This window comes from Thalassobaculum sp. OXR-137 (assembly GCF_034377285.1).
Classification (GTDB): domain Bacteria; phylum Pseudomonadota; class Alphaproteobacteria; order Thalassobaculales; family Thalassobaculaceae; genus Thalassobaculum.
In genome coordinates this window covers 489340-508078 of the sequence record NZ_CP139715.1, presented here as the reverse complement: position 1 = coordinate 508078, position 18739 = coordinate 489340, and the positions used below count along the sequence as shown (strand labels likewise).

General features: G+C 67.9%; 13 protein-coding genes. 7 read left to right on the top strand and 6 right to left on the bottom strand.

The genetic code is table 11. From position 1 onward, the window contains the following. The first annotated feature begins 58 nt into the window (after nucleotides 1-58). The gene (locus T8K17_RS02460) at nucleotides 59-2938 is read left to right on the top strand and encodes a DUF4347 domain-containing protein (RefSeq protein WP_322332921.1); all 2880 of its coding nucleotides are present in this window, start codon (nucleotides 59-61) and stop codon (nucleotides 2936-2938) included. Nucleotides 2939-3049: 111 nt separating this feature from the next. Here T8K17_RS02460 and T8K17_RS02455 read toward each other — a convergent pair whose 3' ends face one another. Next, a complete protein-coding gene (locus T8K17_RS02455; RefSeq protein WP_322332920.1) occupies nucleotides 3050-3934 on the bottom strand; it encodes a LysR family transcriptional regulator in 885 nt (294 codons plus the stop codon). Nucleotides 3935-4043: 109 nt separating this feature from the next. Here T8K17_RS02455 and T8K17_RS02450 point away from each other — a divergent pair, with 109 nt between their 5' ends. Next, nucleotides 4044-5357 (top strand): aspartate aminotransferase family protein, encoded by a 1314-nt coding sequence (locus tag T8K17_RS02450; RefSeq protein ID WP_322332919.1) that lies wholly within the window; start codon nucleotides 4044-4046, stop codon nucleotides 5355-5357. A 320-nt stretch (nucleotides 5358-5677) separates the two neighbouring features. Further along, the gene (locus T8K17_RS02445; RefSeq protein ID WP_322332918.1) at nucleotides 5678-6568 is read left to right on the top strand and encodes a hypothetical protein; all 891 of its coding nucleotides are present in this window, start codon (nucleotides 5678-5680) and stop codon (nucleotides 6566-6568) included. A gap of 153 nt (nucleotides 6569-6721) precedes the next feature. Here the strand turns inward: T8K17_RS02445 and T8K17_RS02440 are convergent, their stop codons facing one another. Further along, nucleotides 6722-7999, bottom strand: a complete 1278-nt coding sequence (locus T8K17_RS02440; protein ID WP_416153162.1) for a glycosyltransferase — start codon at nucleotides 7997-7999, stop codon at nucleotides 6722-6724. Between the two features lies 1 nt (nucleotide 8000). Beyond that, complete coding sequence (locus tag T8K17_RS02435) at nucleotides 8001-8888, bottom strand: LysR family transcriptional regulator (protein ID WP_322332916.1); 888 nt, start codon at nucleotides 8886-8888, stop codon at nucleotides 8001-8003. A gap of 98 nt (nucleotides 8889-8986) precedes the next feature. Between T8K17_RS02435 and T8K17_RS02430 the strand changes: the two genes are divergently transcribed. From T8K17_RS02430 to T8K17_RS02420, 3 genes are all read left to right on the top strand, one after another. Then, nucleotides 8987-9709 carry an SDR family oxidoreductase gene (locus tag T8K17_RS02430; protein WP_322332915.1) on the top strand — a complete coding sequence of 241 codons (723 nt, stop codon included), beginning with the start codon at nucleotides 8987-8989 and terminating at the stop codon, nucleotides 9707-9709. A gap of 27 nt (nucleotides 9710-9736) precedes the next feature. Then, a complete protein-coding gene (locus tag T8K17_RS02425) occupies nucleotides 9737-10048 on the top strand; it encodes an Atu4866 domain-containing protein (RefSeq protein ID WP_322332914.1) in 312 nt (103 codons plus the stop codon). 252 nt (nucleotides 10049-10300) lie between these two features. Next, nucleotides 10301-12352 (top strand): YgiQ family radical SAM protein, encoded by a 2052-nt coding sequence (locus tag T8K17_RS02420; protein WP_322334915.1) that lies wholly within the window; start codon nucleotides 10301-10303, stop codon nucleotides 12350-12352. Here T8K17_RS02420 and T8K17_RS02415 read toward each other — a convergent pair. Next, nucleotides 12340-13008 (bottom strand): 5-formyltetrahydrofolate cyclo-ligase, encoded by a 669-nt coding sequence (locus T8K17_RS02415; RefSeq protein WP_322332913.1) that lies wholly within the window; start codon nucleotides 13006-13008, stop codon nucleotides 12340-12342. The genes T8K17_RS02420 and T8K17_RS02415 overlap by 13 nt on opposite strands. 91 nt (nucleotides 13009-13099) lie before the next feature. Then, a complete protein-coding gene (locus tag T8K17_RS02410; protein WP_322332912.1) occupies nucleotides 13100-13873 on the bottom strand; it encodes a calcium-binding protein in 774 nt (257 codons plus the stop codon). 173 nt (nucleotides 13874-14046) lie between these two features. Here T8K17_RS02410 and T8K17_RS02405 point away from each other — a divergent pair, with 173 nt between their 5' ends. After that, nucleotides 14047-14586, top strand: a complete 540-nt coding sequence (locus tag T8K17_RS02405; RefSeq protein ID WP_322334914.1) for a helix-turn-helix transcriptional regulator — start codon at nucleotides 14047-14049, stop codon at nucleotides 14584-14586. Between the two features lie 26 nt (nucleotides 14587-14612). Here T8K17_RS02405 and T8K17_RS02400 read toward each other — a convergent pair whose 3' ends face one another. Next, nucleotides 14613-18650, bottom strand: a complete 4038-nt coding sequence (locus T8K17_RS02400; protein ID WP_322332911.1) for a chemotaxis protein CheB — start codon at nucleotides 18648-18650, stop codon at nucleotides 14613-14615. Nucleotides 18651-18739 lie beyond the last annotated feature (89 nt).

Genomic DNA, 18739 nt, shown 5'->3' with positions numbered 1-18739 from the left:
GCTTCCCACCCGTCTTTCCTCTTCTTTTGGCGCAGGACCCTTCGTCGATGATCCGATCATGATACGCGACCGCCCGGATACCGACGCGGTTGCGGCACCGGACCTTGTCCTGATCGACGCCCGGGTTCCGGAGCCTGAGATCTTGCTGGCTGCCCTGGCGCGCCCGTGCCGGGTGGTACGGGTTCCGCAGGGTGCCGACGGGTTGGCCGTGCTGCGCCGCGCACTGAGCGAGAACGGAACGCCGCCACCGTCGGTTCATCTGTTCAGCCACGGCGCGCCGGGACATTTGCTGCTTGGGCGGGAGCGGATCGATACGGCGGCCCTGCGGCAGCGGGTGGTGGAGCTTGACGCGATCCGGCGGGCGCTCGCCGGCGCGCCGGTCACGCTGTACGGCTGTTCGGTCGGCGCGGGTGAGAGCGGCTGGGCGTTCGTCGCAACCCTGGCGGCGGCACTCGGCAGCGGGGTCCGTGCGTCCTCTACCCCGACGGGCGCGGCGTCGCGTGGCGGCGACTGGGCCTTCGACGTGGCGGTCGGCGCCTCCCCGACGGGGTTTTCCGATCTGATCGAGCGGGACCGCGCCGCCTTGTGGCCCGGCCTGCTGGCCACCTACACGGTGACCAACACGAACGTCACCGGCGCCGGATCGTTGCGCCAGGCGATCGCCGATGCCAATGCCAATGCCGGCGCCGACATCATCGAATTCGCCGGCGGCGTCACCGGAACCATCCATGTCGCCGACATGGGGTCCGGCATCACCACGCCGGTGACAATTTCCGAGGCGCTGACCATCACCGGGCCCGGCAGTGCCAACCTCACGATCGCCACCGATCCGACGATCACCGAACTCTTCAAGATCGACGATGGCGACTCAGGCGTTCTGCAGGACGTCTCGATATCCGGGCTCACCTTCCTGGCCGGCGACAGTGCTGCCGGGATCACCAGCAACGAGAACCTGGCTCTCACCAACGTCGCCGTCACCGCCGAAGCGGTTGGCAGTAGTAACGCGGGGGTAAATCAGACCGGCGGGACCCTGACCCTCTCCGGGACGACGTTCAGTGGTGGCTGGCAGCGCCCCATCGAAGCCGGTTCAGATGTCACAGTGTCCACCGGTACCCTCACATTGGAAGACTACCTGAGCGTCAGTTTGGGCCGCTTGACGGTGTTGACCGGCAGCACTTTTGAGGTGGATTCGGGCGTATCAATCGAAGCCCTTTTCGGCGCCGGCACCATCGTTCTCAACGCCGGCCGGGAATTGGTTGTCGAGGGCACAAACCCCTCGACCTTCTCCGGCGTGATCTCCGGGGGTGGCGGCGTGCGTGTCCAGGCCGACGCCTCGCTGACCCTCACCGGTGCCAATACCTACACCGGCACGACGACAATGAGTTCGGGCGGAACCGTGTCGATCGCCGGCGACGACAATCTTGGAACCGGCGCCCTCTACTTTGGCTCGACTGGCGGTACCCTCCTCGTGACCGGCACCACCACCATCGACAACGCCCTCGTTCTGGGCAACGGCACTGTGTCGGCCGGCGCCGGCGCCGATGTCACCCTGTCCGGTGTGATCAGCGACAACGCCGGTTCACGGGCCTTCACCAAGACCGGCACCGGCACGGTCACGCTCTCCGGCGCGAACACCTACAGGGGCGGCACCACGGTCAGCGAAGGAACCCTGACACTGTCCGGCGGCAACGCCCTACCCGATACCGGGACGGTGAACGTCGCGGCCGGGGCCACGCTGGATCTCAACGGCACGACGGAGACCATCGGCTCACTCACCGGCTCCGGGACCGTGACGGTCGGCGCCGGCAGCATCAGCTTCTCCAACCCCGCGGCAAACAGCTTCAACGGCACGCTGTCCGGCACCGGGACCTTCAGCGTGGCCTCCGGCGTCACCCTCAAGGGCACCGGCACCTACGACATGCCGGTGACCGTACTGTCGGGCGGCACGATCGCCCCCGGCAACAGTCCCGGCACGATCTCCACCGGCAACCTGACCCTGGCCAGCGGCTCGACCGCCAGCATCGAGATCGACGGTACCACGGCCGGCACCGGGTACGACCAGATTGCCGTCACCGGAACGGTGACGATCAACGGCGCCACGCTGAGCACCGTGTTCGGCTTTACCTCGGCGAGCGGCACTGTCTTCACCCTGATCGCCAACGACTGCGTCGATGCCGTCACCGGAACCTTCAGCGGTCTGGCCGAAGGCGCCAGCGTCACCTCGGGCGGGCGCAGCTTCCGGATCAGCTACACGGCCGGAGACGGCAACGACGTCACCCTGACGGACATCACCCCCGCCCCCGAAAGCTCCGGAAGCGGTGGCAGCGGCGGCGAGAGCGATAGCGTCGGCGGAACGGCGGGCGACGACACGCTCTACGGCAATGGCGGCAACGACACGGTGCGGGGATATGGCGGGCTCGATATCCTGTACGGCAATACCGACAACGACCTGATCTATGGCAACCAGAGTACCGACACGCTCTATGGCGGACAGGGGGCCGACACCCTTTATGGCGGACAGGACGCGGATTGGATCTGCGGCAACCTGGGCGGCGACGTGATCTACGGCAACAAGGGGGACGACCGGGTCTGGGGCGACACCGGTGCCGACACGCTTTTTGGCGGACAGGACGCCGACACCCTGTCCGGCGGTGCCGGCGATGATCGGCTCTTCGGCAATCTCGGCGCCGACGTCTTCCGCTTCGACGGTGCCGACGGGGCGGACGTGATCCACGACTTTTCCAGTGCCGAGGGCGACATGATCGCCATCGCGGCCCATGTGAACGGCAGCGGGGTGGCGCGTGCGGCCGACCTGCTCAACGGTGTCACCACCGATGCGTCGGGCAATGCCGTGCTCGACCTCGGCTCCGGCAACACCGTCACCCTGATCGGCGTGGGCCCAACCGGCCTCAGCGCGAGCGATTTCCTGCTGATCTAGCGGGGGAGGTCGTTCTCGACCTTCCCGACGCCGAAGGTGTTCCGCATCGCCAGCGCAATCTGATCCGAATGAGGGACATCCGGAGGGTTGGGGGTTTCGCAGCCATGATTTTCATAATGACGTTGTTTTTTCTGGTAGTTCTCCTGATGGCTCCCCCAAACTCCCCGCGATGAACTCCCCGAACGCTCGCACCACCGGCGCAGGGCGGCTCGACGCATAGGCGATCGACAGGCCGATCTGCGGCAGCGCCGGCAATCCCTGTTCCACCACATGGAGGTCCGGCGGCACCGCCGAGCGGGTCGCCACGCTGATCGCCAGACCCGAGCGGGCGATCGCGAGCAGACCGGCCAGGCCGTCGCTGGCATGGGTGATGCGGTAGGGCAGGCCGGCCGCCTCCATCGCGCCCTTCGCCATGCGGTGGTCGAGCGTGTCTGGACCCGACAGGGCCAGCGGCACGACCGGGCCGGCGAGCAGATCCGGGCTCGGGCTGTTGGCGATCCACACGAAGGATTCCCGGCGGAACACTTCGTCCGCGGGCACTTCGCCTGCCACGGACACCAGGGCCAGGTCGATGTGGCGGCGCTGCAGCATTGGCCGCAGCGCCACCGTCGGGGCGCAGACGATCTCGATCTCCACCTCCGGATTGTCCCGGCCGTAGCGCCGCAGCAGGTCCGGGAAGAAGGCGGTCAGGTAATCCTCCGGACAGCCGAAGGCGATGGCCCCCTGGAGCCCCGTCGCGCGGATGGAGGCCAGGGTTTCGTCATGGGCCGACAGGATGCGCTCGGCCCCGACCATCAGCCGCTCGCCCGAGATCGTCAGGGTTACACCGGAGCCGGTGCGGTGGAACAGCCGCTCGCCGGCGATCTCCTCCAGCCGCTTCATCTGCAGGCTGACCGCCGACTGGGTGCGGCCCACGCGTTCGGCCGCCGCCCGGATCGAGCCGGCCCGGGCGACCGCGACGAAGCTGCGCAGCAGAAGGATGTCGAGCGTGGCCATGGCTATAAGGAGAACTCAATTCCGGGATTTATACTATGAAAGTTTCTCAGATTCGCGGTGCCGGTATCCTGCCGACATCCGACCCACCCCGACCCCATGGAGCGTGCGCATGACGCGGCAGGACAGCATGACCAGCGACGACGGTTTCTGGGCGGATGTGGACGCGCATGTCATGCGCTACGGACCCGCCTTCGAGCGCCGGGTGATCGACCGGGCGGAGGGCAGCTTCGTGTTCGACGAGGAGGGCCGGCGGATCCTCGACTTCACCTCGGGCCAGATGAGCGCGGTGCTCGGCCATTCCCATCCGGAGATCGTGCGGACGGTGCGCGAGCAGGCGGGGCGGCTGGATCACCTGTTCAGCGGCATGCTGTCCCGCCCGGTGGTCGATCTCTGCGCCCGCCTGGGCGGGCTGGTGCCGGGGCTCGAGAAGGTCCTGCTGTTGTCCACCGGCGGCGAGTCCAACGAGGCGGCGATCCGGCTGGCGAAATGCGTGACGGGCCGGCATGAGATCGTCGCCTTCACCAAGAGCTGGCACGGCATGACCGGGGCGGCGGCGGGGGCCACCTACAGCTCGGCCCGCAAGGGCTACGGCCCGGCCGCGGTCGGCAATTTCGCGATCCCCGCCCCGCATGCCTACCGGCCGCGCTTCACCCATCCGGACGGCAGCCTGGACTGGCGTACCGAGCTGGACGACGCCTTCGCCCAGGTCGATGCCCAGTCCACCGGCAGCCTCGCCGCCTTCATCGCCGAACCGATCCTGTCGTCGGGCGGGATCATCGACCTGCCCGAGGGCTATCTCGCCGCGCTCAAGCGCAAATGCGAGGAGCGCGGGATGCTGCTGATCCTGGACGAGGCGCAGACCGGCATCGGCCGCACCGGCACCATGTTCGCGTTCCAGCGCGACGGGGTGACGCCGGACATCCTGACCCTGTCCAAGACCCTGGGGGCGGGCCTGCCCCTGTCGGCGGTGCTGACCAGCCGGGCGATCGAGGAGGCGGCCCATGAGAAGGGCTTCGTCTTCCTGACGACCCATGTCTCCGACCCGCTGCCGGCGGCCGTCGGCCTGACGGTGCTGGACGTGATCGCCCGCGACGGGCTGATCGACCGGGCGCGGATCGCCGGAGATCGGCTGCGGGCCGGACTGGAGGCGATGAAGCAGCGCTTCGACTGCATCGGCGACGTGCGCGGCCGCGGCCTGCTGCTCGGGCTGGAGATCGTCGCCGACCGGGCCGGCAAGGTCCCCGATCTCGACCGGGGCGACCGCATCGCCGCCGAGGCGATGGCCCGCGGGCTGAGCATGAACATCGTCAAGATCCCGGCCATGGGCGCGGTGTTCCGCATCGCCCCGCCGCTCACCGCGACCGACGCGGAGATCGACCTGGGGCTCGACATCATGGCCCAGGCGATCGCCGCCTCCGCCTGACAGCTGCCGGGGCCCCTGACGTAGACTGCTGCAGGAGGCTGGGCGGCCGACCGTGCGGCGGCCCGGCGATAAATCAGCGATAAATATGTGTGTATGTCCCCGGATTCGATGCCGTCCGTGGGAACCGACCGTTCTGCCTGCTCGTTCCTTCGCCACAGAGATCGTGTCGGAAGGACAATCCCATGAATGGAATCATCTATCTCGTCGGCCTCGTCGTGATCGTGCTCGCGATCCTTTCGCTGCTGGGAATTCGCTGACGCTACGCCCCGGCCCGCGTTGCGGGCGCTGGGGACGCGGCAGGCTGATACATGGAGAAGGCAATGGCAGAGACTATGCGTGCCGCGGAACCCGCGGCGGTCGTGCGTACGGATACCGGACCGGCCGCCAGTCATATCGATTGGCCGGCAATCTTCGTCGGCGCCCTGTTGGCGACGGCTGTATCCTTGGTTTTGAACGCCTTCGGGGCAGCGATCGGTCTGTCCGTCGTCTCGCCCTTCGGCGATGACGGGATCGGCGGAACGGCCACCCTGATCGCCGTCGCGATCTGGACGATCTGGGTGCTGGTCTCCAGCTACATGGCCGGCGCCTATGTGACCGGCCGGATGCGCAAGCGGGCGTTCGATGCCTCCGAGCACGAGTCTGACGTGCGCGACGGGGTGCACGGCCTGACCGTCTGGGCCCTGGGCGTGCTGCTCACTGCCGTCGTCGTCGCCTCCGCCACGGGTACGGTCGTGCGGTCCGGCGCCCAGGTTGCCACCGCCGCCGGCTCTGCCGCGGTGGAGACAGTGGCCGGGGACTCCTACGACTACGAACTGAGCCGGCTGCTGCGTCCGAGCGATCCCAGCTCGTTCAACGAGAGCCGGGAGGTGATCTACGAGGACATCGTCCCGATCATCCAGAGGACCGTCGAGGACGGCGCGATGACGGCTGAGGACAAGGCCTATGTGGCCCAGGTCGTCAGCGCGGATACCGGCCTGACCCAGCAGGAAGCCGCCCAGCGGGTCCAGCAGATGGAAACCGCCGTGCTCCAGGCCAAGCAGGAGACCATCGAGGCCGCGGAGACCGCCCAGACGGCGACCATCCTGAGTGCCTTCGTTCTGGCCGCGGCGCTGCTGATTTCCGCGGCGGGATCCTGGTGGGCTACCGGTGTCGGCGGTAACCATCGCGACGAGGAAACCGTCATCCGCTGGTTCTCGCACCCGCGCCGCTGAGCCTCAGTCCCATTGGAGGAACTATCATGCCTTACCTGATCCTGTGGCTGCTCGGCATGCCGCTGACGGTGGTCATCCTGCTGGCCCTCGTGCTGTAGGCCCTAAATCCTAAAATAGATCCAGGCGGCGGGTTCCTTCGGGACCCGCCGTTTTCTATGGGGCGGCGGTCGTGACGATCCGGACCGCCCGCGCCACGCCGTCTTCGGCCCGCAGTCTGGCGCCGAGCGCCCGGGCGTTCTCCCGCAGGATCGGGTCCTCGGTCGCCCGGACGATGGCGGCGGCGAGACGGTCGGCGGTCAGGCGGTCGCGCGGCACCGGCTCCGTGCCGACCCCGAGCGCGTGGCTGAGCCGGGCCCAGCCCGGCTGATCGCCGAAGAACGGACAGATCACACTGGGCACCCCGGCATGGAAGCCTTCGGCCGTCGTCCCCGCGCCGCCGTGATGCACCACGGCCGCCATCCGGGGAAACAGCCAGCCATAGGGCGTCGGATCGATCGCCAGGACGTCGTCGCCGTCGCCCACTTGCAGGTGGGCCCATCCCCGGGCCACCACCCCGCGTCGGCCGGCCTTGCGCAGGGCGGCGGTCACCAGGGTGCCGAGCGCGGTTGGGTCCAGACTGGTCATGCTGCCGAAGCCGATGAAGACCGGAGCGGGCCCGCCGTCGAGAAAGTCGGCAAGCTCCGGTGGCGGCGCATAATCGGGTGCGGGCTCCAGCCGCCAATAGCCGGTGACATGGGCGTGGGGCGGCCAGTCGTCCGGACGCGGCAGGACCGCGCTGCCATAGGCGTGCAGGATCGCAATGGTGCCCGCGCCGGGCGGGAACAGCACGTCGGCGCCAGCCCGGACCGGCGGCAGGTCCAGCGCCTCGCGGCGGAACCGGTCGATGGCCCGGCGGAACAGCCCGATCGACCGGCGGACCAGCCAGTAGGTAAGCCGGTTGTAGCCGGGGACCGGCAGCGACGGAAACCCCATGGCGGGCGCCGTGGCGGTGGCGGCGTACATCGGCTGCAACGCGCCGAGAAAGGCCGGGATCCCGAGTTTCTCGGCCACGTGGCCGGCGGCGAAGAGCTTGGCGTGGAACACGATGGCCGTCGGCCCGAACGCCTGTGCGGCCGCCCAGGTCTGGCGCATCAGCGTCTCGTTGACCGGCCCGGACCGGCGCGAGAGCCGGATGCCGGCGCCGATCCGCTGCCACCAGCCGGCCCCGCCCTCCATCAGGGCCCGGCCGTCGGGCGTCTCGATCAGGGCCAGGGCGGCGTCCGACATCCCGAAGAACGCCACGTCATGCTCTTCGACGAAGCTCCGGAACCGCTCGGACGTGGCCAGCAGCACCGTGTGCCCGGCCGCCTGAAGCCCTTTTGCCAGCGCCACGAACGGCTCGACATCGCCGCGTGAGCCGTATGTGCAGAGGAGAATTCTTTGGCCGGTCATTTCAGCGCCAGCGTCGGGTGTGTTCGATCAGGGCCCTGAGCTTAGGCGCCATGTTCCGACGGTGCGGGTAGTAGAGGAAGAAGCCCGGGAAGGGCGGCAGGAAGTCCTCAAGCAAAGACACGAGTTCGCCGCGCTCGAGGTAGGACCGGACCGTATTGGCCGTCGCGAAGGTGAGGCCGCCGCCGCTCAACGCCATCCGCAGCATGAGCCGCAGGTCGTTGGTTGTGACATAGGGCGCGACGGCGACGTCGAAGGCCACGCCTTTCTCCTCGAACTCCCAGCGGTGCGGGGCGACGTTGGGCGCCCGGCGCCAGCCGATGCAGCGGTGATGGACGAGGTCGCGCGGATGGGCCGGCGCGCCATGGGCGGCGACATAACCGGGCGTGGCCACGACCGCCTCGCGCTGGTCGCCGGACACGGGCACCGCGATCATGTCCATCTCGATCACCTCGCCCAGCCGGACGCCGGCGTCGAAGCCGGCGGCCACGATGTCGAACTCTTCATCCGTCACCGTCACGTCGAGCTCCACCTCGGGATGGGCGTCGGTAAAGCTGACCAGGAACGGCCCCGACAGAAACTCCTCGGCGATGGAAGTCACCGCCAACCTCAGCAGACCACGCGGCCGGTCCTCGCCGGCAAGGCCTTCGAGGGCGGTGCCGATGTCGGACATCGGCTGAGACAGGGCGGCATAGAGGCGCTCACCCGCTTCGGTGAGGCGTACGGAACGGGTGGTTCGCGTCACCAGGCTGACGCCAAGGCTGTCTTCGAGACGGCGCACACCCTGGCTGACGGCGGAGCGCGTTACCCCAAGCCGATCGGCGGCGGCGCGGAAGTTGTTCTCCTCGGCGATTGCCGAGAACAGCGGAAGGAGATTCAGGTCGATATACATTGTCCAGTAATACTAACCAAATTGTCCATTGATTGGTAGATACTGCTAACCCCCGCCAAGGTCCATCTCCGGGGCTCACCGCAATCACGGAGACGACAATGGACAAGGTCATTCTGGTTACCGGCGCGTCCGGGGGGATCGGCGAGGTCATTGCCCGTGAGCTTGCCGCCCACGGCGCCAAGGTTCTTCTGGGCGCGCGCCGGCTCGACCGCATCGAGGCGGTCGCCGACGACATCCGCGCGGCGGGCGGGACGGCGAAGGCCCACGGCCTGGATGTAACGGATCGCGCGGCGATGATGGATTTCGCCGAAACCGCCCTGTCCCTGTGGGGCCGCATCGACGTCCTGGTGAACAATGCCGGGATCATGCCGCTCTCGCCGCTCTCGGCCGGAAAGCACGACGAGTGGGAGCGGATGGTCGATGTGAACATCAAGGGCACCCTCTGGGGCATCGGCGCGGTGCTGCCGGTCATGGAGCGCCAGGGATCGGGACAGATCATCAATATCGGCTCGATCGGTGCCCTGTCGGTCGTGCCGACGGCCGCCGTCTACTGCGCGACGAAGTTCGCGGTCCGGGCGCTGTCGGACGGGCTGCGTCAGGAGACCGACACGATCCGGGTCACCTGCGTCAATCCCGGCGTCGTCGAAAGCGATCTCGCCGCCACCATCACCCATGAGGGAACCAAGGCCCTGATGGACGAGTACCGGGCCATCGCCCTGCAGCCCTCGGACATCGCCCGGGCCGTACGGCAGGTGATCGAGGCGCCGGACGGCGTCGACACCACCGAGATCACGATCCGTCCCACCCGGTCGCCGAACTGACCGGACCCAGGCGAAAGGAGAAGCATCATGCAGAAAATCCTGACAACCCTCGCCGCCGTTGCCTTGCTGGCTCAGCCGGTCGAGGTCACCGGGACGGACGCCAAGGCCGACCACCCCTATGTCGGCATGTGGGTCACCGAGGACGGGCGGATCCGTCACGAACTGCTGCCGAATGGCCGCTACGTGGAAGCCCGCGGGTCTCGGGAGCGCGCTTATGAGGGCCGCTATGAGGTGACCGGCGATCACATCGAGTATTGGGACGATACCGGGTTCACCGCCGACGGCGATTTCGTCGACGGCGTCCTGTACCACGCGGGCATGGTGCTCTATCGGCGCTAGTCCCGCCCAGAATGACGTCGGCGGCCGTGTCCTTCACCGGATGTGGCCGCCGATCGGGGCATCACGGTCGCCTCTACAGCCCAAATTTGCTAAACTGGTCACACACGGGTACAACCCGCGCCAATTCCATCATACGAGGCTTTTGCCGTGAACGCCGTTGTCCCCCCCGCCCGGCCCCGCCAAGGCGCGCGGGAGATCTTCAAGTACAAGAAGTACTGGGCCCACCGCTTCGGGGTGGCGCCGTTCCTGCCGATGAGCCGGCAGGAGATGGATCTGCTCGGCTGGGACAGCTGCGACGTCATCCTGGTGACCGGCGACGCCTATGTGGACCATCCGAGCTTCGGCATGGCCGTGATCGGCCGCACGCTGGAGGCGCACGGCTTCCGCGTCGGCATCATCGCCCAGCCGGACTGGACCAGTGCCGAGGCGTTCAAGGAACTGGGCCGGCCGAACCTCTATTTCGGGGTGACGGCGGGCAACATGGACAGCCTCGTCAACAACTACACCGCCGACAAGCGCATCCGCACCGACGACAACTACACGCCGGACGCGGCCCCGGGGAAGCGGCCCGACCGGGCGGTGCTGGTCTACTCGCAGCGCTGCCGCGAGGCGTTCCCCGACGCGCCGATCGTGCTCGGCGGCATCGAGGCGTCCCTGCGCCGGATCGCCCATTACGACCATTGGAGCGAGAAGGTCCGCCGCTCGGTCCTGATCGACAGCAAGGCCGACGTGCTGCTCTACGGCAATGCCGAGCGCGCGATCATCGATGTCACCCACCGCATCGCCCAGGGCGACAACGCCCGCGACCTGTTCGACATCCGCGGCCTGGCGCTGGTCCGCAACGACAACGCGCCGGACTACCGCGAGATCGACATGACGTCGATCGACGACGCGCCGGAGCGCGCGTCCCGCGGCGACGAGGAGCAGGTGATCCGCCTGCCGTCCTACGAGACCGTGCGCGACGACAAGGAGGTCTACGCCCAGGCCTCCCGCATCCTGCATCTGGAGAGCAATCCGGGGAACGCGCGCCCGCTGGTGCAGCGCCACGGCGACCGCGACGTCTGGGTGACGCCGCCGCCGATCCCGCTGACCACCAAGGAGATGGACTGGGTCTTCGACCACCCCTATGCCCGCGCGCCGCACCCGTTCTACGGCGATGCCCGCATCCCGGCCTGGGAGATGATCCGCTTCTCGGTGAACATCATGCGCGGCTGCTTCGGCGGCTGCACCTTCTGCTCGATCACCGAGCATGAGGGCCGGATCATCCAGTCGCGCAGCCAGGAGTCGATCGTCCGCGAGATCGAGGACATGCGCGACAAGGTGCCGGGCTTCACCGGACAGGTCTCCGACCTGGGCGGGCCGACGGCGAATATGTACCGCATGGCCTGCAAGGACCCGGAGATCGAGAAGTCCTGCCGCCGGCTGTCCTGCGTCTATCCGACCATCTGCAAGAACCTGAACACCGACCACAAGCCGCTGATCGACCTGTACCGGGCGGCGCGCGGCACCGACGGGGTGAAGAAGGTCTCGATCAGCTCGGGCCTGCGCTACGACCTGGCGGTGGAAAGCCCGGAATATGTGGAGGAGCTGGTCACCCATCATGTGGGCGGCTACCTGAAGATCGCGCCGGAGCATACCGAGGACGGCCCGCTCACCAAGATGATGAAGCCGGGCATCGGCTCCTACGACCGGTTCAAGGAGATGTTCGACGCGGCGGCGGCCAAGGCGGGCAAGAAGTACTTCCTCATCCCGTACTTCATCGCCGCCCATCCCGGCTGCACCGACGAGGACATGATGAACCTCGCCCTGTGGCTGAAGAAGAACGGCTACCGGGCGGACCAGGTCCAGACCTTCACGCCGACGCCGATGGCGATGGCGACGGCCATGTACTATTCCGGCCGCAACCCGCTGAAGCCGGTGCGCCGTGCCGGGACCGAGCGGGTGGAGACGGCCAAGGGCCTGCGCCAGCGCCGGCTGCACAAGGCGTTCCTGCGCTACCACGACGCCGAGAACTGGCCGCTTCTGCGCGAGGCGCTGAAGGAGATGGGCCGCGAGGATCTGATCGGCAACGGCAAGCACCACCTGATCCCGCGCTGGCAGCCCGCCGGCACCGGCAAGGCCGGTGGCGAGGGCCGTCGGCGCGCGGGCGGACCGGCGAAGGCGGGCGCTCCGGGCCGGCCGGCCGGCTGGAAGCTCCCGCACCGCCCGGCCGAAATGGACCGCGAGACCAGCGGCCGTCCGACGGACCGAGCGGGGGGCAAGCGCAAGTCCAATGCCGCGCGCCGGAGATCTCACACCGGCTGACGGCGGCGGCAGCAGCCGTCATCCAGAACCACCAGATCCATCGCAACGTCCCACGGCATCGGGAAAATCGTCGGTATGCGGGAGAAGGCGTACCCGACACCGACGATCTGCGGCCTCGGCTCGATCCGCACCAGGGTTCGGTCGTAATACCCGCCGCCATTGCCGAGCCGGTATCCGTCCGCATCGACGCCGAGGAGGGGGGCGACGACGAGGTCCGGGCGGCCGGTGTCGGTGTCATCGGGCACGGGGATGTCCCAGTGGCCCCGGGTCATCCGGCATCCGGGTTCCCAATTGCGGAAGACCAGCGGCTGGTTCCGCGCTTCCACCGCCGGCAGCAGGACGCGGGCGCCGGCGTCGTGGATCTCGCGCATCCAGGAACGCAGATCGGGCTCGCCCCGGATCGGCCAGTAGACCGCGACCGCCCGACCGTCCAGCGGGCCGAGCGACCGGCGCAGCCCGTCCGTAATCGCCCGACCGGCCGCCTCGCGGTCGCCGACCGGCAGGGCCCGGCGCAGGGCGTAGAGGCGTTGGCGCTCGGCCTTCCGGAAGCGGGCGACGTCGCGGGCGGTCTCGCAGTCCACCACATGGCCGTCGACCAACCGGTGGCCGAAGCAGGCCGCTTCGCCGCCGGGCGTGGAAGTCGGATCGTCGTCCATGGTCGCTCACCTCGAGAAGATCCGCGACCCAGTGTGCGGCCGATGGCCGCCGACCGGAAGGGCGCTCTGCCGCGCCCCCCGTTTCCGTCGATCAGAGCAGCAGGAAGCCCGATGCCGAGAGTTCGGCGCCGGAGACCCCGACCAGGGTGACGGTGGCGCCGCCGCCGAGATGGACGACGGCGTCGCCCTGCGCCGTCTCGGTGAGGCCGGCAAGCAGGTCGGCGGCCGACCGGACATCGTCGAGGGAGTCGATGCGGGTGACGATCCGGTCGCCCTCCGCGATGCTGAAGTCGAGGATCGTGTCGTCCCCGGACGCGCCGAAGAACACGAAGAGATCGGCGCCCGCATCGCCGGAGAGCAGGTCGTCGCCGACCCCGCCATTGAGGGTGTCGTCCCCGTCGCCGCCGCCCAGGCTGTCGCTGTCGCGCCCGCCGTGAAGCCAGTCGTTGCCCGAGCCGCCCGACAGCGTGTCGTCGCCGAAGTTTCCGTAGATCAGGTCGTCTCCGGATCCGCCGTCGGCTCGGTCGTTGTTCTGGCCGGCAAAGATGACGTCTTCTCCGTCCTCGCCGTCGATCCAGTCGTCGCCCTGGTTGCCGTAGATCAGATCGCGGCCGGCGCGGCCATGGATGCGGTCGTCGCCGCCGAACCCGCGGAGGCGATCATCGTCGGCCGCGCCGTAGAGGTCGTCATCCCCGTCGTAGGAATCGTCGGCACGATCGTCGTCGCTGCCGTCATGATCGCGCCCTTCGCTCTCCCGGTCCTCGTCGTACCGGTCGTCACGATCCCGCTCGTCACGGTCCCGGTCTTCATACCAGTCGTCGTGGTCCGGGCTGTCGTCGTCGTGGGCGCTCTCATAGCTCGACATGGGTGTCTCCTCTCCGTCGGGCCGGCTGGGGGAGCCGGTGTCTGGGGTGGAGAGTTGCGCTCCCGGCTGTGCCGCTCAATCGGACCATGGTTTGTTTGCGGGCCTCGACGCGGCATAATCCAAAGTCGTATGACCTCGGGACCGGCAGATTTCGGGGGGCGAATTTGACCGAGATGGTTGGAGACCAGGGGGCGACTGGGGAACGGGGACCGAAGCCGGCCTGGGTCAGCGCCGGCAGCCTGCTGCTGGCCGCGTGCATGGCGTTCTTCGCCGGCGATGTGATCTGGGACGTCGCCGAGCATCTGCGGGACGGGGTCGGTTACGGGGCCGAGGAATCCGTGCATCTGCTGTTCGAGACCCTGGCCGTGCTCGGGCTCGGATACGGCGCGTGGCTCCTGCGTGGATACGTGGCCTTGCTGCGCCGTCAGAGTGCAGCAAGTGCGCAGACCATCGCCTCGCTGCGGGGCAGCTTCGAGCTGGTCCTGGTGCAGAAGTTCGACGACTGGAAACTGACGGCTGCCGAACGGGACGTCACGCTGCTGATCATCAAGGGGCTGAGCGTCGCCGAGATCGCCCAGGCCCGTCAAACCGCGCCGGGGACGGTGAAGGCGCAGTCGTCCTCGATCTTCCGCAAGATCGGCGTGTCCTCACGCACCGATCTCATGAGCCATGTCCTCGAGGAATTCATCGACGCCTCCAGCCTGCAGGCCTGAGGCCGGGACGCGCAGCCCTCGATGGGTCACTCCAGAGAGTGCTCGACCGCGTCCAGGGGCAGGTCGAACCGGCAGACCAGGCCCGTCTCGCGGAAATCGAGCTCGACCTTGGCGTCGAGCTCGTACTGGACGAGGTCGCGGATCACCCGCATGCCGAACCCGAATTCGCTCGGCGGGGCAACGGGCGGGCCGCCGCTTTCCTGCCACTCCACCAGCACCCTGTCCCCGCGCATCTCCGTGCGGGTCGATATGACGCCGTCCTCCGTCGACAGCGCCCCGTATTTCAGGCAGTTGGTGACCAGTTCGTGGATCGCCATGCCCAGGGTCTGGGCTGCCTGGGGGTTCAGGCGGATATCCCGCCCCTCGAAGCGGATTCGGTCCAGCATGTTGCCCGAATAGGGCGCGCATTCCTCGACGATCCGGGTGCGCAGGCTGGCGCCGTCGAACTGGGCATGGCTGAGCATCGAGTGGGTGCGGGCGAGCGACAGCAGGCGCTGACGCAGGTTCGCCTTGAAGCTGGCGACATGCTCTTCCTTGTCGGCCAGGTTCACGATGGAGCCCATCACCGTCAGCATGTTCTGCACCCGGTGGTCCAGTTCCGCCAGCAGCGTGGCGAGGCGGGTCGAGCTCTTCTTCAGCTCGGTGATCTCGTAGGTCAGGCCGATCAGGCGCGGTCCCTCCGCCCGCTCGGTGAACATCTTTCCCTTGCTGACCAGCCAGCGTTCCTGGCCGCTGCTGTCCAGGACCCGGAACTCCACGTCGAAGACTTCGCCGCGTTCCACCGCGCTGGTCTGTTCCCGCAGCACGAACTCGCGGTCGTCGGGATGAATGTAGGCGAAGAACTTCTCGACGCTCGGCGGAATCTCGCCCGGCCGCAGGCCGAGCATCGTGTAGAGCCGGTCGTCCCATTGCGCGAGGTCGCTGCGCGGATCCCAGTTCCAGGTGGCGATGCGGCCGGCCTCGAGCGCCAGGCGCAGGCGCTCGGAGTTCTCCAGAAGCTGCTGCTTGTAGTCGTGGTTCGAGATGGCGCCGTGGACCACGTTGGCGACCGCCTGGACAAAGGCCACGTCGTCGTCGGAGAACCGTTTGACCTCGGTGGCGTGGACGCCGATCACGCCCCAGGGGTCGGTGTCGGAGCCGACCACCACACTCACGCCCGACTTGACGCCGTGAATCGTCAGCAGCGCCGGGCCTTGGAACCGGGTCTCGTTCGGCAGGTCGGTGACCACGACGGGGTGGCGGCTCGTCAGGGTGTAGCCGCCCTGGCTCTCGGGGCCGTCTGGCACCGCGGTGACGTTGACCTCGCCGTCGCGGAAGCCGCGCTGGGCGACCACGACGAGATCGCGCCGGTCGGGGCGGTGGCGCAGCACCTTCGCCATGGGACAGTTCAGGCCGTCCACCAGGTAGCGCGCCGCGGCGTCGAACAGGAACGGGAGCGGGGCGTCCGACAGAGCGATGCGGCCGAGATCGGCGACGGCGCGCTGCTGGCGTTCCCGGATCCCGCGCAGCTCGGTTTCGCGGAACAGGTCGGTAATGTCGGTATAGGTGATCAGCACGCCTTCGATGCGGTTATCGGTCGTCCGATAGGGCAGCACCTGGCGGTGGAACCAGCTGTTGTCGGTCCCGCTCACATGGGCCGAGCGGGTGGCCAGGGTGGCCATGCAGGCCTCTACGTCGCCGTAGAGGGAATCGTCGTTGACCTTGGTGGACAGATCGGAGATCGGCCGGCCGATATCGGTGTCCAGAATGCGCAGAAGCTCGGCGGCCGACGGGGTGAACCGACGGATCACCAGCGACTTGTCCAGGAACAGCACCGCGAGCTGGGTGCTGTTGATCAGGTTGGAGATGTCGTTGTTGACCCGCTCCAGCTCGACGATCTTGTTCTCGAGCTGATTGTTGACGGTCGACAGCTCCTCGTTCAGCGACTGCAGCTCTTCGCGGGAGGTCTCCAGTTCCTCGTTGGAGGACTGGAGCTCCTCGTTCATCGACATGACCTCCTCGTTGGAGGCGCGGAGCTCCTCGTTGGAGGCCTCCAGCTGCTCCACCGCCGAGGTCAGCTCGTCGCGGGTGATCTGCAGGTCGAACTCGAGCCGCTGGATGGTGGACTGTTCGTCCGGACCGATCTCCACGGCCGGTTCGACCGGCTGCACGTCGCCGATATCCTCCAGGTAAAGGATGACCGCCCACTGGTCGCTCTGCAGCCGGACCGGATCTGCGGTGATGCGCACGGCCACGTCCTTGCCGTTGCGCCGCATCCGATGAGCCGTCGCCGTCTGCACCTCGCAGGTCTCGAAGGCCTGGCGCAGGGCCTGGCGCATCCGCGTGCGCAGCCCGTCCAGCGCCATCAGCGTCACGTCCCGGGTGGGCTCGCCGGCCGGGAAGTCGAGATAGTCGCGGACCGGGCCGTGGAAGTAGATCGCGTCGTTGCGCTGGTTCACCAGGATGCTGGCCGGCACGAACCGGGAGATCATGGCGTTCTTGGCAACGTCGATCGATGTCTGTCGGTAGGTCTGCATGCGGGCGATCGTTTGGCTTTCGATGCCCCGGGCGCCGCTCTGCACGTCGAGCGGAACCTGGGAAAGGTTGACCCGGTCGCTGTGCTTCTCGCCCACGCACCGGTAGATCCGCCACTCTTTCGACAGGGTCGCGTAGAGGGAAGACTGTTTGCCGACCGTCTCGGAGCTGCCCAGGAACAGGCACCCGTCGCGTTTCAGAGCAAAATGGAACATCCGCAGGATGCGGCTCTGGACTAGCGAATCCAGGTAGATCATCACATTGCGGCAGATGATCAGGTCGAGCTTGGAGAAGGGCGGGTCGCTCAGCAGATCCTGGCGGGCGAAGAGGATGTGGTCGCGCAGCCGCTTTCCGAGCACATAGCGGCCGTTCTCTTCGGTGAAATGCCGTGCCAGCCGTTCCGGCTGGACGTCCGCCGTGATGGTGGCGGGGAAGGCCGCCTCCCGCGCCGTATCGACCGCGCGCTGGTCGATATCGGTGGCGAAGATCTGGAACCGGGGTTCCTTGCCGAACAGCTCGAAGGTTTCCAGCAGAAGGATCGCGGCCGAGACCGCCTCCTCGCCGGTGGAGCAGCCGGCCACCCAGATGCGCAACGGCATGTCGTCGTCGAGGTCGCGCACCAGCGGCGCGATCACCGTCTGCGTCAGCAGGTCCCAGGACTCGGGATCGCGGAAGAACCGGGTGACCCCGATCAGCAGGTCGCCGGCGAGATGATGCACCTCTTCGCGGTCGGCCCGCAGCCGGTCCAGGTATTCCTGCATCGTCTGGACCTGGGCCAGTCCCATGCGGCGCCGGATGCGGCGGTTCAGGGTGGCCGGGCGGTAGCCGCTGAAGTCGTGACCGGTCTGGCTGCGCAGCAGGCGCAGCAGGGCATGGAACGCGGCGGGCTCCTCCTCGCTCACCTGGCCGGCCGTCTCCGGGGCGACGATGAACGGGTGCCCGGCGTAGCGAATCAGCAGGTCGGGCATCGCGGCGATCGGCGCGACGAAGTCGGCCACCCCGGCCTTCACCGCGCTGCGTGGCATGCCGTCGTATTCCGCCGTGTCCGGATCCTGGACGAGGGTCAGGCCCCCGGTCGCCTTGATCTCCCGCAGGCCCGCCGTGCCGTCGGAGGCGGTGCCGGTCAGCACGATCCCCACTGCGCGTTCGTGCAGGGTCTCCGCCAGGGAGCGGAAACAGTAGTCGATCGGCATCCGCACGCCGCGCTGGGCGACGGGACGCTCGATCATGATCGTGAGATCTATCACCCGCAGATAGCAGTTCGGCGGGATCACATAGACCGTGTTCGGAGCCAACGGCGTGCCGTCGGTCGCGGTCTGCACCGAAAGCGCCGTATGCCGCGCCAGAAGCTCGGCCATGAGGCTTTCGTGGTTCGGATCCAGATGCTGGATCAGCAGGAACGCCATGCCGCAATCGTCCGGCATCGCCTCCAGGAACTGACGAAACGCGTCCAGGCCACCGGCCGACGCGCCGATCGCGACGATCGGAAACGGCTCCGGCGGGGCGTGATCGCCGTTGGACGTCATGATGTCGTCTTCTTCGTCGGGCATGGGATGACCTCGGTCGGGATCGTCTGGCGCGACTGCGAAGGAGTTAGGCGAGGGATCGCGGAAAAACAGTAGTTGGTATAGGTTGTAGC